A 12,606-nucleotide genomic window follows, 5' to 3' on the forward strand; every position below is an offset into this window, starting at 1 on the left:
GGCGGAATAAGGGCATGAATGTCAACCTGTATGGCGCAGTTCCCGACTCCATTGTTGATGGGCCGGGGCTGCGCTATGCCGTGTTTGTGCAGGGTTGTAGCCATGGGTGCCCCGGGTGTCACAATCCCGAAAGCCAGCCCGCCCATGCCGGTATGCTTACCACCACCGATGCGGTGCTTGCCGACATCCGCGCGAATGGGCTCGTACACGACGTCACGTTTTCGGGCGGCGAGCCGTTTGAGCAGGCGGCAGCGTGCGCGCACATGGCGCGCCAGCTGAAGGAGTACGGCTACGGCGTGTGGACTTACACGGGCTATCTGTATGAAGACTTGTTGCGTCGTGCCGAAGAAGACGAACCCACGCGCGAGCTACTTAACAACACTGACGTGCTGGTAGATGGGCCGTTCATTGAGTCGCTCAAGTCGCTCGGACTCAGCTGGCGCGGCTCATCGAACCAGCGGCTTATCGACCTTCCCGCCACGCGCGCAGCGGGGTGCATTGTTGAATGGCGTGCACCCAGCTTCGTTTTGCACAAGCCGGCATCGTGGTAGTGCTCGGTGCGGGTGATTGAAATCGAGGTAGGTGTTTCGTGAATCCTGAAGAACAAACAGATGGCTTACAATCTTTCTTCCAGAACATCCTTCATGTGGAATGGTTGAGCACAGCACTTACGGTTATTGTTGTACTTGCGCTTACGGCGCTGCTGGTGCGTGTGTTTACGAAATTGTTACGGCGCGTACTCAGCCACGACAGCTCGCCTTTGCCTTCGTCAAGTATTTTCGTCAATATCGGGCGCGTGGCGGTGTGGGCCATTGGTATAAGTATAGTGCTGTCAAGTTGCTTTAATGTTGACGTGAGTGCTGCGGTGGCGGCGCTCGGTATTGGTGGTATTGCCATCTCGCTGGGTTTTCAGGACACACTTGCCAACCTGATCGGTGGGCTACAAGTGAGCATTACCGGATTGGTTGAGCCGGGTGATAACATCGAAGTGGGCGGACAACGTGGTGTGGTGCGCGACGTCACCTGGCGCCATACGACCATCGTGAATGCCGTGGGCGAGCAGGTGGTGGTGCCGAACTCCGTTATCAACACCTCGTCGCTTACGAAGCTGCGCCCGCTAAAGGTGGTGTCCATTCCGGTGGTGGTTACGGCGGCAGGCGATGCGCTGTCGAGCACAGCCTGCGCCATGGAGCAGGCTGCAAATGAGGCGGTTGGTGCGGTGTGCGGAGTCGAGGTTCCCGCCGTGGCGTTGTTCTCAGAGGTAACCGACTATGGCTACCGAGGTTCACTAACACTTACGATAACTGATGGGTCAAAAGTTGCGGCTGCGCGCGATGCTGCCCTGCGCTCCATCGCGCCGTTTGTTCACGCGGAGTAAGTGCCAGAACAGCTTTTCGGCAGCTTTTGCGACCGCTTCATGCGGGATTTGCGGTTCTCGCGGTTCTCGGACTAATGCTCAGGCGATTCTCCCCATGGGAGTTTGGTGTTTGCGGCCGCATGGGCGTACGGCTGTCGTAAAATGATCAGGTTTGAGATACGTTTCCGCCAACGTTTATCGTTGACGGGGTGAACAGGAAAAAACGCAAGGAGAATCGGATCGTCATGACAGACTTCAAGAATGAATACTGCATGCATACCGCCACCTGCGGCGAGCTGCGCAGAAGCGACGTGGGCCGCGAAGTCGTGCTCACGGGTTGGGCGTGGCACAATCGCGACCATGGCGGACTTATTTTCTGTGACCTTCGCGATCGCGACGGCTATACCCAGGTGGTTGTCGACCCCGATTGTGTGAGCGCCGCCGATTTCAAGACAGCCGAACACTTAGGCCGCGAATACGTGCTGAAAGTTGCCGGCACGGTGCGCGAACGCGGTGCCGACGCCGTGAATCCGAACATGGCAACCGGTGAGATCGAAGTGCTCGCTTCCGCAGTCGAGGTGCTGAACACTTCTGTCACGCCGCCGTTTTCTATCGAAGACGGCATCGAGACTGACGAAACCATGCGTATGAAATGGCGTTACATGGACATCCGTCGTCCCGAAATGTACGCCGCGTTAAAGCTGCGCCACACGGTTGCCCAGGCTATGCGCGCGGCGCTGAATGCCCGTGGCTTCTTGGAAATCGAAACGCCTATTCTGGCGAACTCCACACCTGAGGGTGCGCGCGACTACATTGTTCCCAGCCGTCCGAATCCCGGCAAGTTTTACGCGCTGCCGCAAAGCCCCCAGCAATTCAAGCAGATGCTCATGTGTGCGGGTGTGGAGCGCTATTACCAAATTGCCCGGTGCTTCCGCGACGAAGACCTTCGCGCCGATCGTCAGCCCGAGTTCACGCAGGTGGACATCGAGATGTCGTTCGTCGAGGGTTACGACGTGGTGGACATGATGGAAGGAGTGATGGCCGAGGTGCTCACGGCTGCTGGTGTTGAACAGCAATTCCCGCTGTTGCGCATGCCGTATGCCGAGGCTATGGATCGCTTCGGGTGCGATCGCCCCGACATCCGCTTTGGCATGGAGCTGGTAAACATTACCGACATTGTGAAGAACACCGGCTTTAAAGTGTTTGCGAGTGTGGCGCAGTCCGGCGGCGTGGTGAAGGCGATCAATGCCAAGGGTGCGGGCGACTGGAGCCGCGGTGACGTTGAGAAGCTGGCCAGCATTGCCGAGGAAAATGGCGCGAAGGGCATGGCGTGGGTCGCGTTTACTACCGATGGTCAGGAGAAGAGCCCCATCAAGAAGTTCTTCACCGACGAGGAATGGGCGGCGCTCAAGGCTGCCATGGCTGTTGAGCCGGGCGATTTGCTGCTGTTCGCTGCTGACAAGCCCGCTGTGGCCAATGCTGTTCTATCGGCGCTGCGCCTGACCATGGCTGATCGTCTGAATATTCCGCGTGAGGGCCATGCGTTACTATGGGTTGTTGACTTCCCTATGTTCAAGTACGACGAGGAAGAGAAGAAGTACGCCGCCGAGCACCATCCGTTCACTCATATGTACGAACGCGACCTTGACAAGATCGAAAATGCTCCGCTTGAGTGCCTAAGCTATGCCTACGACCTGGTTATGGACGGGTTTGAGGTTGGTGGCGGCTCGATCCGTATCCATGATGCTGCCGAGCAGCGCCGTGTGTTGCGTCGCTGTGGTGTGTCCGATGAGGAAATCGACGTGAAGTTTGCTCATCTGCTGCACGCGCTTGAACTGGGTGCACCGCCGCATGGCGGCATCGCGCTGGGGCTCGACCGTTTGGTCATGCTGCTTGCGGGTAAGCAGTCCATCCGCGACGTTATAGCCTTCCCGAAGACCAGTAGCGCGAGCGACCCCATGACGGGCGCTCCCAACCAGGTGACTGCACGTCAGCTGAAGGAAGTGTCACTGCGTACGCTGTAGGCGCTGTTGGCGCACGCGGCAGCGCGCATGGAGTTTTGGAGAACCTGCCGATTTCGGCAGGTTCACTTTACGTTCGCCTATACTGATTTGAAGTAGAGAGCGAGTGTGTCGAACGGGCTTGGGCGGCGCCATGTTTCGAACCTGGTCAGGTCCGGGAGGAAGCAGCCATAAGGGACCGCTGACGAGCGCCCATGCCTGTTCGGCACACTCTACATTTCGTGAACGCGCTATGCCAGCCTAAGGGAAGCACAGATTAAAGCCGTCTTGCAAATGCAGGGCTGGTGGAATTGATCAGTATTTCCTCAAAGGTTGGCATTATCGTATAAGGGGGTTTTGTGGGGATCGTCGACTTTTTCGTCAACTTACTGAAAGATCCGCGTGCTGCCATTGCGGGGTGGATCATTGCGCTTGGGCCGCTCTGGGTATATACGCCGCTGTTTTTGATTGTGTTCGTTGAAACAGGTTTGGTGTTTTTTCCCTTCCTTCCTGGCGATTCGCTGCTGTTTGCCGCAGGCGTGTTTTCGGCGCCAGGTGGCGGACTTCATCTGTTGCCGACGCTACTCGTGTTCTACGCTGCCGCTATTCTGGGCAACACGTCGAACTACTGGATTGCTCGCTTCTTCGGTTCCCGCATCATCGATTCTGGCAAGGTGAAAGCGCTCACGCCTGAGCGTATGGCAAAACTCGACGACTTCTTCGCGAAATACGGTGGTCTAACCATTATCATTACGCGCTTTATGCCATTCTTCCGCACGTTTGCTCCTTTCATTGCAGGTACGGGGCATATGAACTTTGGTAAGTTCACCTTTTTCAACGTGATCGGCGGCGTGTCGTGGGTGAGCCTGTTCGTGCTGGTAGGGTACTTCTTCGGGGGTGTACCGTTTGTTCAGGAGCACTTCGAAGTCATCGTGTTGGGCATCGTTGCTGTGTCGGTGGCACCGGCGTTTGTGGGGGCGGTAAAAGGTGCGCTTGCTGCGCGCAAGAAGAAGGCACGCCAAGAATAGAGTTCGCGGGAAGCTGTCAGCATTTCCCAAGTAACTTGTCGCGCTGCATAGTTTCGTGAGGCTCGGCGTACGCGAACATGCCAGCTCTCGTTTTGTACATTTGGAGAATATCCGCTCTTTAGGCAATCACGGCTAGGAAGCTACTCGTTTTGATAGACGATGTGGCACAATATCATATTATGTCACCCCCCCCTCTTTTATGATTATGAAATTGAGGACGGCCGTAGAGAAGCGAGAGATGGTGGAATATATGGGCGACAAAGGTGCTAAGAGTTCTATGGAGCGTGTTGATCGGCGGGTACTGCGCACAAGACGGGCTATCAGGGAGGCGTTGCTGCGCCTGCTGGCCGAACGTGATTATCGAAAGATAACAGTCACGGATCTGACGCGCGAAGCCGGTATTGACCGCAAGACGTTCTATCTGCATTACCGTACGATTGACGATGTAATCAGTGAGGCACTTGAGGAAGAGACGAGTCATATCGTAGCGGAGTTGCATGAAGAGCTGAAGCGAGGAGGAAGCCCATCAGACGTCGCACGGTTGTTCATGCGCATGGAGCGCGCGTTTGTGCCCGATGTTGAGCAGCAGCGTCGTGTCTTGGCAAATGTGTCACCCGATGGATTTTTGACGTATCTGGAAACTCCGCTTCGCAACGCGCTCGTTGATCTGGATTTTCTTGGTCTAACGGGTATTGATGAGACGCATCGTGACTACTGTGCGACATTTTTCGCAGCGGGTTTGACAGCGATGTATCGTCGATGGTTATTGGATGATTCTGATCTTCCCATAGAAGACCTCGCCGAATTGGCGTCGCGTGCGATGATGGGAGGAATCGGCTCGCTGGTGCACAGCGGTGGCAGTTACCGGTACGACGGACGCGACGGCGGAACTGGCAGCGATGCATAACAGCAGGTAGGCGGTTGCTGCCCACTGGCTGACCTGTGTACAGCAACGGTAGGCGACGGGGGTAACGTGCTTTCGGTCGCCGGCCGTTCGTTTCGCGGTTGGTGACGGCTATAATGATGTGCGGTTGTGATTCGTAAGAGCAACGGAGGCAAGCGCGATCTATGGCAGAAGCACTGTATAGAAAATACCGTCCGCAAGTGTTCGGTGACGTGGTAGGTCAAGAGCATATCGAAACCACGCTCAAGAACGCCATCGAGCAGAACAAGGTGAGCCATGCCTACCTCTTCTGCGGGCCGCGTGGTACGGGCAAAACCACTATGGCGCGCTTGCTGGCAAAGGCACTTCTGTGCTCGAAAGGGCAAGATGGCCCCACGCCTGATCCCGACGGCACGTGTGATGACTGCCAAATGATTGCCGCAGGTGAGCATCCGGACGTGTATGAGCTCGATGCCGCAAGCCGCACGGGTGTAGAAAATGTGCGTGAGGAAATTATCGGGCGCGTTCAATTTGCGCCAACGCGCGGGCGCTGCAAGGTATACATCATCGACGAGGTTCACATGCTGTCGTCGGCTGCGTTTAATGCGTTGCTGAAAACCTTGGAGGAACCGCCCGATCACGTGGTGTTTATTCTAGCTACCACCGATCCGCAGAAAGTGCCGGAAACCATTCATTCGCGTTGCCAGCGCTTCGACTTCCATCGCGTCGGAACCGATGGCATGGTGGCACGCTTGGGGGCAGTGTGTACGGCCGAGGGCGTGGAATTCGAAGGTGAAGCACTCGAACTAATTGCACATCGCGCTGAAGGTGGTATGCGCAACGCGCTGACGGCACTCGAGCAGCTGATCGCGTACGGCGGCGGAAAGGTGACGCTTGATGTTGCCGAGCGCATGCTGGGGGGAATCAGTTCGAGTGACTTGGCGAATATCATGCGCGCGATTGGCGAACATGATGCGGCAGCATGCTTTCGTTGGGTTGCCGCTTACGTGGAAACCGGGGCCGATTTGGCTCAGTTTGCTCGCGACATGGCAGCGCACGTGCGCGATCTCTACGTGATGTCGCTCGCTGGCGCCGATGTTGCCCTTGAAGTGGGGGCAACCGAGCGCGCACAGCTTGTTTCTGAGCTGCCGTTATTTGGCTCCGATCGTCTGTCCCGTTTGCTGTGCGTGTTAGGTGATGTGCTCGCCGAGTTGAAGACCTCAACGAATCCGCGGCTGTCATTCGAGATCGCGCTCACGCGCATGGTTCGGCCTGACTCCGACCTCACGCTCGCCTCGCTTGCCGAGCGAATCGAAGCACTCGAGCTTTCTGGTTCTGTCCGTTCGCTCGCGCGGCCGGAACTTCCCGATTCCGTCCGTTCTGACGAATGGCCGGAACGTGCCGACGCTGCGGCCGCGCAACGCACGCCATCTTGCGGCTCTTTTGGTTCCGTCCGTTCTGACGAATGGCCGGAACGTGCCGACGCTGCGGCCGCGCAACGCACGCCATCTTACGCCTGCGAGCCCTCGTCTTTTGGTTCCGTCCGTTCTGACGAACGGCCGGAACGTGTCGACGCTGCGGCCGCCCAGCGCACGCCATCTTGCGCCTGCGAGCCCTCGTCGCGGCCCGAAGGCCGCTTCCTCGGGCTCTCACCGCAATCTGGCGCACCCTGCGCACCCTCGCTGACCGATGTGGACCAGGGATATGTCGCTCAACCTGCTGGTGCTGCTCAACCTGTGGGTGCAACTCGGGCGGTGCCGTCTGAGTTGGCGGAAAGCTATCGAAATCCTGCGGCCTTACAGCGCATGTGGCAGGCGGCGCTGACGGCGCTCAAGCGTAACAAAGCAGCGTACGGCGTGCTGTTCCTCAACACGAAAGCCGTATTCAATCAGGAAAACGCAACGTTGAATATCGAGTTTCCTGCCGAAAACACCTTCGCGTTCAAAGCGTCCCAAAAGCCCGAAGTGCAAGCAGCCGTTGCTGCCGCGCTGCAGCAGGCGACAGGTGTCGCGCTGCCGTTTTCCTACACGCAGCGCGGATCGGGTCAAGGGTTGGGTAAAGACACCTTTGCACCCGCAGCGCCCGTGGCGTCAACAACGTCTTCTCGTTCGACAGCACCTGCAGCTTTCACATCGCACACCAGCATCGAAGCTCCCGAGCCTGAGGTCGTCCCGCTCGATGCGTACGACTCGGCACCGTATGAAGAACCTGTTCCTACTGGCGATGCAGGTGTTGATCCGCTGCGTTCTCGAGAGCTCGAAGAGCCGCTCTCGCCAGCAGCATCTGCGCCGACACGTTCCGTATCGGCAATACCTGCACCAGCGCCTGTGCCTTCCGCACCTGCACCAGCACCGGCACCTTCCGCACCTGCACCAGCACCGGCACCTTCCGCACCGGCATCTCCCGCACTCGCAGTACCTGCACCAGCACCGGCACCTTCCGCCTTACAGTCGCCCGCCAAGGTTGACCTGCCCGCCGAGCCGCCGGTTGATGCTCGCTCGTCGGCGTCCATTGACGCGAGCGGCCCGACCATCCTCGAGCAAAAAGATGCCCTTATGTCCGTGTTTGGTGATGGAGTTGTTTTCGACACGGTGGATTAACTGCGCATCGGCGGTAAAATAGCACGACTGACAAAACCCGCCCGCATAAGGCGTGGGCGTTGCTTTCCTCGTATTGCGGTTTAAGCGGGGAAGCGCACGATAAGCGAACACAAGCGCAAGGAGGACCATATGGCACGACGTGGAGGATTCCCAGGTGGCGGTGGTATGGGTAACATGAACGCCATCATGAAGCAAGCGCAGAAGATGCAGGCCGAAATGGCCAAGGCGCAAGAAGAAATCAAGGACATGACGTTTGAGGCAACAGCGGGCGGCGGCATGGTGAAGGCGGTTGCGCTGGGTAACGCCACCATTGAAAGCATCACTATTGACCCCGATGCGGTTGATCCCGAGGACGTCGAAATGCTGCAAGATATGGTAACCGCTGCGGTGAACGAGGCGCTTCGTGGCGTGTCTGAGCTAGGCGCGCAGCGCATGAATGCCGCTACGGGTGGCATGAACATTCCGGGCCTCATGTAGGTTTGCGCATCGAATGAACGCGGCACCGGCAATACAGAAGCTGCTCGATGAGCTGGAACGTCTTCCGGGCATTGGCCCGAAGTCGGCCCAGCGCATCGCTTATTGGATCCTTAACACCGATGCAGCAACAGCGCTGCGACTGGCGGAAGCTATTGTCGAAGTGAAGGAAACCGTACATTTCTGCAGCCGGTGCTTTAACTACGCGCAGGACGATGTGTGTGAAATCTGCGCATCGGATCGGCGCGACGCAAGCATTATCTGCGTGGTTAGTGAGCCGCGCGACATCCCACCTATTGAGCGCACCATGGTATTCAAGGGTGTGTATCACGTGCTTGGTGGAGCGTTGTCACCTATGGAAAACATCGGTCCCGACGATCTGCACATCGCCGAGCTGTTGCGTCGGCTTGTCACTGAAGACGTACAAGAAGTGGTGCTTGCCACCAACCCGAACGTCGAGGGCGAAACCACGGCGGCGTATCTGGCCCGCATCATTAAGCCGTTGGGCGTTACGGTAACGCGTTTGGCAAGCGGCTTGCCCGTTGGTGGCGATTTGGAGTTCGCCGATGAAGTGACGCTGGGCCGCGCAATCGAAAGCCGCCTCCCCTTATAGCGCGTGTATTCAAGCATCCAAATTGGACTTACGGGCAAAGAAGAAGGGTTCCGCCCCCTCCAAAAACGGAACCCTTTTCTTACCGAAGCTCAACGCCTCCGTAAGCCGAAACTATACCACGCTCTTCACAAAATCACAACATTTTGCGCGATAAAAGTATCGCCACCTGCGATAACGCGCTTGTGGGACTGCGTTTAATGTTGCGCTGAGTATGAGAATTTAGGATTAGAAAAGCTTTCCGGCAGTAGAGCGGGGCAGTACAGCATCAGAGTGAATCGACAATGGCGACTCTGCTTCGTTTGGTCGGGACGAGAAGCAAGGGAGGTCGAGTTCTGTGATTACCACTGAATATATCTCAACACCAGGCGAAATTCTGAAAGAAGAGTTTCTGGAGCCGCTCGGTATCAGCCAGTATCGGCTTGCCAAGGCGATAGGTAAGCCCGATTCTGCGGTGTCCGAAATCGTCAATGGACGACGTTCCGTGTCTGTTGAAATGGCATGGCTGCTATCGCGCGCTCTTGGGACAACGCCTGATTTCTGGCTCAACCTGGAGGCGACGTATCAATTGAAAACGCTCGACACATCAAGGCTGCCAAACGTCGTCGCGCTCGCATAGCGTGTCGAAGGGCACGCTGGTTGCTCATGGTGACAGAGGGGCACACAGCATCGAATCCTATCGCCCTTAACACCGAACTTGCTCGCTTGCAGCATCCTATGATTGGTGGGTCTTGTCAATCTTGCTCCGTTGTCGGTAAATGCGTGTTCTGGTGTCAAATCCTAAAGACGTCGTGTGCTGTCTGTCGCTGGTTGACTCGTGGGGTAGTGATGTCGATTGTCGCCTATGCTGTTGCTTATGCCAACCGAATTCGATTCGTAAGCGCGTGCAAGCTGTGCTATACTACGATCGCTTTAGTGCTTTAGAGCAGTAGCGTAATTGTGTAAGAGAGCAGATGGCGGACGGAGAGTTCATTGCGGCATCTGCACCGTAGAAAGGGAAGGCAACTTCATGAAGAAGAAGATTCTGGCATGTGCGGCGGCTGTTGCCGCGCTCGCGCTTTCCGCCGTCATGCTGACTGGCTGCGGCGGTAGCAATGCGACAGGCGATGAGTTCGTAGTCGGCTTCGACTCTGGTTATCCGCCGTATGGCTACGTGGGCGACGATGGCGAATACACGGGCTTTGACCTGGAACTTGCTCAGGAAGTGTGCAACCGCAACGGATGGACGTTCAAGGCCGAGCCGATCGACTGGGACGCGAAGGACGCCATGCTCGAGCAGGGAAGCATCACCTGCATCTGGAACGGCTTTACCTATGAAGGTCGCGAAGATGGCTACGCATGGTCCGACAAGTACATGAAGAACGGCCAGGTTGTTGTTGTGAAGTCTGATTCCGACATCAAGACACTCGATGACCTTGCTGACAAAGCCGTTTTGACTCAGGTTGAATCCGCTGGTCTTGAAATCCTCGAGTCCGACTACGCCGATCTGAACGCATCGTTTGCTGGCGGTGCCGTGCAAACGGTTGACACGTTCAACACGGCGTTCATGCAGCTTGAATCTGGCCAGGTTGACGCTGTAGTGTGCGACCTGTCTATTGCCGCATTCCAGATGTCTGCTAAGCCCGATGCGTATGTAACCCTTGATGAGCTGTCGTCTGAGCACTACGCGGTAGGCTTTGCGAAGGGCAATGAGGACATGGCTGCCACCGTCACCGAAACGCTGAAGGCCATGGACGAAGATGGCTTTGTGAAAGAGCTGTGCGATAAGTACGCCGACCAGGGCATTTCGTACGAGAACTGGTGCCTGTAGGGAAAACCTGTAGGCAAATAGAAGCGCGCCCAGCTTACTGTTAGGGGGCAGACGCGCTTTGCCGAACAGAGCAGATACATGAGTGAAAAGGCGGCTGTCTGCGACATGTGGGCAGCCGTTTTCGTGTGATGATGCGTTCGTGGGAGCGTGTATGTCCGCTGATGCGCCGGGCTGTGCTATACTTTTGCCCGTTTCTTTAGTGCAATAAAGCAGTAGCGTGCTCGAGCGATGCGAATGAGGAGATGCTTGTGGAACTGGCAACGATGATGAACCTGTTGCTGTCGGGTTTGGTGTTCACCGCCCAGATTTTTCTGGTGACCCTGGTGGGTGCCTTGCCGCTTGGTGTGGTGGTGGCGCTGTGTCGCATGAGTCGGCTCAAGCCGGTTGCGTGGATCGCGCGCATCTACATATCTATTATGCGCGGTACGCCGCTCATGTTGCAGCTGATGTTCTGGATGTTTGGCCCCTACTACATTTTCGGACTCAGCATGGGAACCAGCTGGAAATTTGTCGCCTGTAGTATCGGCTTCATCTTAAACTACGCAGCATACTTCGGTGAAATCTACCGAAGCGGCATCCAGTCGATCCCGCGCGGGCAGTACGAAGCGGCCAGTGTGCTTGGTTATACAAAGGCCCAAACGTTCATGATCATCGTGTTGCCGCAGGTAATCAAGCGTATTCTGCCTGCCATGGGAAACGAGATTATCACGTTGGTGAAGGATACATCGCTGGCGTTTGTGCTGGGTATCATGGAAATGTTTAGCCAGGCGAAGGCGCTCGCTGCGTCGCAAGTAAGCATGGTGCCCTATATTATTGCTGCCGCGATTTACTGGGTGTTCAACTTCGTGGTAGAGATGGCGCTCACGCACATCGAGAAGAGGCTCAGCTACTATCACGATTAAGGCCGCTTGGTATCCGTTGCCCGGCGTGTTGTGTTGTGTGGCATAGGGTGAGGTTATCGCGCCCCCCAAGCCACTCTCGGCAACCGAGTTGGGCGTTGGATATGAGCGAACTTGCACCACCTGATAACGCAACGATGACGAACCTGCAGAAAAGGAGTTCGCTGTGAGTGAAAAACCGCTGTTGTCGCTTAAGCATGCGCAGAAGAGCTTCGGGGATACTCCCGTGCTGAAGGATATAACGCTTGAAGTTGCAGAAGGCGAAGTAGTCGCCATCATTGGGGCGTCGGGCGGCGGCAAGTCGACGTTGCTTCGTTGTGCTACGCTGCTTGAAACGCTCGACGGTGGATCGCTCGCATACGGCGACTTGGTGGTTGCTGAAGACAACGGGGCGGCGCATGCGGTGTACGCCGGTAAGGAAACGCAGCGTCAGGCGAAATCGCGTTTCGGGCTCGTGTTCCAGAACTTCAATCTATTCCCGCATTTCACCGTGTTGCAAAACATTACCGATGCGCAGGTACGCGTGCAGAAACGCTCGAAGAAGGAAGCGGAGGCGCGTGCGCGCGAGCTGCTCGCGAAGATGAACCTGTCGGGTAAGGAAAACATGGTGCCGTGTGAGCTGTCTGGTGGTCAGCAGCAGCGCGTGGCCATCGCCCGAGCGCTGGCAACCGACCCCGACATTCTGTTCTTTGACGAGCCTACGAGCGCGCTTGATCCCGAGCTTACGCAAGGGGTGCTAAAGGTTATTCGCAACTTGGCCGATGAACACATGACCATGGTGGTAGTCACGCACGAGATGAGCTTTGCGCGCGACGTGGCCGACCGCATCATCTTTATGGATGGTGGCGTTATCGTTGAGGAAGGCCCTGCAACCGAGGTCATCAACAATCCTAAACACGAGCGAACCCGCGCCTTCCTAAAGAACTACGGCGAAGAATAGGCACT

Annotated in this window: 13 protein-coding genes and 1 other RNA gene; all 14 read left to right on the top strand. The window is 56.7% G+C overall.

Annotation, left to right across the window (positions count from 1 at the left end):
* Positions 1 to 14: 14 nt before the first annotated feature.
* The 14 genes from nrdG to G7Y44_RS05975 all read left to right on the top strand — a co-directional run bounded on the left by nrdG (position 15) and on the right by G7Y44_RS05975 (position 12,601).
* Positions 15 to 551 (top strand): anaerobic ribonucleoside-triphosphate reductase activating protein, encoded by a 537-nt coding sequence (gene nrdG / locus G7Y44_RS05910; RefSeq protein ID WP_165248305.1) that lies wholly within the window; start codon positions 15 to 17, stop codon positions 549 to 551.
* Between the two features lie 38 nt (positions 552 to 589).
* Positions 590 to 1,378, top strand: a complete 789-nt coding sequence (locus tag G7Y44_RS05915) for a mechanosensitive ion channel family protein (protein ID WP_241159204.1) — start codon at positions 590 to 592, stop codon at positions 1,376 to 1,378.
* A 224-nt stretch (positions 1,379 to 1,602) separates the two neighbouring features.
* Positions 1,603 to 3,381: an aspartate--tRNA ligase gene (gene aspS / locus G7Y44_RS05920; protein ID WP_165248307.1), complete on the top strand. Its 1,779-nt coding sequence runs from the start codon at positions 1,603 to 1,605 to the stop codon at positions 3,379 to 3,381.
* Between the two features lie 110 nt (positions 3,382 to 3,491).
* Positions 3,492 to 3,585: signal recognition particle sRNA small type (ffs, locus tag G7Y44_RS05925), an RNA gene on the top strand.
* A gap of 131 nt (positions 3,586 to 3,716) precedes the next feature.
* Positions 3,717 to 4,385 carry a VTT domain-containing protein gene (locus G7Y44_RS05930; RefSeq protein ID WP_165044746.1) on the top strand — a complete coding sequence of 223 codons (669 nt, stop codon included), beginning with the start codon at positions 3,717 to 3,719 and terminating at the stop codon, positions 4,383 to 4,385.
* 250 nt (positions 4,386 to 4,635) lie between these two features.
* On the top strand, positions 4,636 to 5,292 hold the full coding sequence (locus tag G7Y44_RS05935; protein WP_165248309.1) for a TetR/AcrR family transcriptional regulator: 657 nt from the start codon (positions 4,636 to 4,638) through the stop codon (positions 5,290 to 5,292).
* Between the two features lie 161 nt (positions 5,293 to 5,453).
* Complete coding sequence (gene dnaX / locus G7Y44_RS05940) at positions 5,454 to 7,868, top strand: DNA polymerase III subunit gamma/tau (RefSeq protein ID WP_165248311.1); 2,415 nt, start codon at positions 5,454 to 5,456, stop codon at positions 7,866 to 7,868.
* Positions 7,869 to 7,997: 129 nt separating this feature from the next.
* Entirely contained in the window at positions 7,998 to 8,345 is a 348-nt protein-coding gene (locus G7Y44_RS05945; RefSeq protein ID WP_165044751.1) for a YbaB/EbfC family nucleoid-associated protein, read from the top strand.
* A 13-nt stretch (positions 8,346 to 8,358) separates the two neighbouring features.
* Complete coding sequence (gene recR / locus G7Y44_RS05950; protein ID WP_165248313.1) at positions 8,359 to 8,955, top strand: recombination mediator RecR; 597 nt, start codon at positions 8,359 to 8,361, stop codon at positions 8,953 to 8,955.
* Positions 8,956 to 9,225: 270 nt separating this feature from the next.
* Positions 9,226 to 9,303, top strand: coding sequence for a hypothetical protein (locus tag G7Y44_RS10500; protein ID WP_305793582.1), 78 nt, complete (start codon positions 9,226 to 9,228; stop codon positions 9,301 to 9,303).
* Entirely contained in the window at positions 9,290 to 9,571 is a 282-nt protein-coding gene (locus G7Y44_RS05960) for a HigA family addiction module antitoxin (protein ID WP_165044757.1), read from the top strand. The genes G7Y44_RS10500 and G7Y44_RS05960 overlap by 14 nt, the downstream gene beginning before the upstream one ends.
* Before the next feature lie 390 nt (positions 9,572 to 9,961).
* A complete protein-coding gene (locus G7Y44_RS05965) occupies positions 9,962 to 10,762 on the top strand; it encodes a transporter substrate-binding domain-containing protein (protein WP_165248315.1) in 801 nt (266 codons plus the stop codon).
* A 248-nt stretch (positions 10,763 to 11,010) separates the two neighbouring features.
* Positions 11,011 to 11,664 carry an amino acid ABC transporter permease gene (locus G7Y44_RS05970; RefSeq protein WP_165044773.1) on the top strand — a complete coding sequence of 218 codons (654 nt, stop codon included), beginning with the start codon at positions 11,011 to 11,013 and terminating at the stop codon, positions 11,662 to 11,664.
* A gap of 163 nt (positions 11,665 to 11,827) precedes the next feature.
* Positions 11,828 to 12,601, top strand: coding sequence for an amino acid ABC transporter ATP-binding protein (locus G7Y44_RS05975; RefSeq protein ID WP_305793581.1), 774 nt, complete (start codon positions 11,828 to 11,830; stop codon positions 12,599 to 12,601).
* Positions 12,602 to 12,606 lie beyond the last annotated feature (5 nt).

Source organism: Adlercreutzia sp. ZJ141 (assembly GCF_011038965.1).
In the GTDB taxonomy this organism is placed as follows: Bacteria; Actinomycetota; Coriobacteriia; order Coriobacteriales; family Eggerthellaceae; genus ZJ141.

Coding starts and splice junctions, on each gene's coding strand:
- nrdG (WP_165248305.1), top strand. CDS start 15: ATGAATGTCAACCTGTATGGCGCAGTTCCCGACTCCATTGTTGATGGG.
- recR (WP_165248313.1), top strand. CDS start 8,359: ATGAACGCGGCACCGGCAATACAGAAGCTGCTCGATGAGCTGGAACGT.
- G7Y44_RS05965 (WP_165248315.1), top strand. CDS start 9,962: ATGAAGAAGAAGATTCTGGCATGTGCGGCGGCTGTTGCCGCGCTCGCG.
- aspS (WP_165248307.1), top strand. CDS start 1,603: ATGACAGACTTCAAGAATGAATACTGCATGCATACCGCCACCTGCGGC.
- dnaX (WP_165248311.1), top strand. CDS start 5,454: ATGGCAGAAGCACTGTATAGAAAATACCGTCCGCAAGTGTTCGGTGAC.
- G7Y44_RS05935 (WP_165248309.1), top strand. CDS start 4,636: ATGGGCGACAAAGGTGCTAAGAGTTCTATGGAGCGTGTTGATCGGCGG.
- G7Y44_RS05945 (WP_165044751.1), top strand. CDS start 7,998: ATGGCACGACGTGGAGGATTCCCAGGTGGCGGTGGTATGGGTAACATG.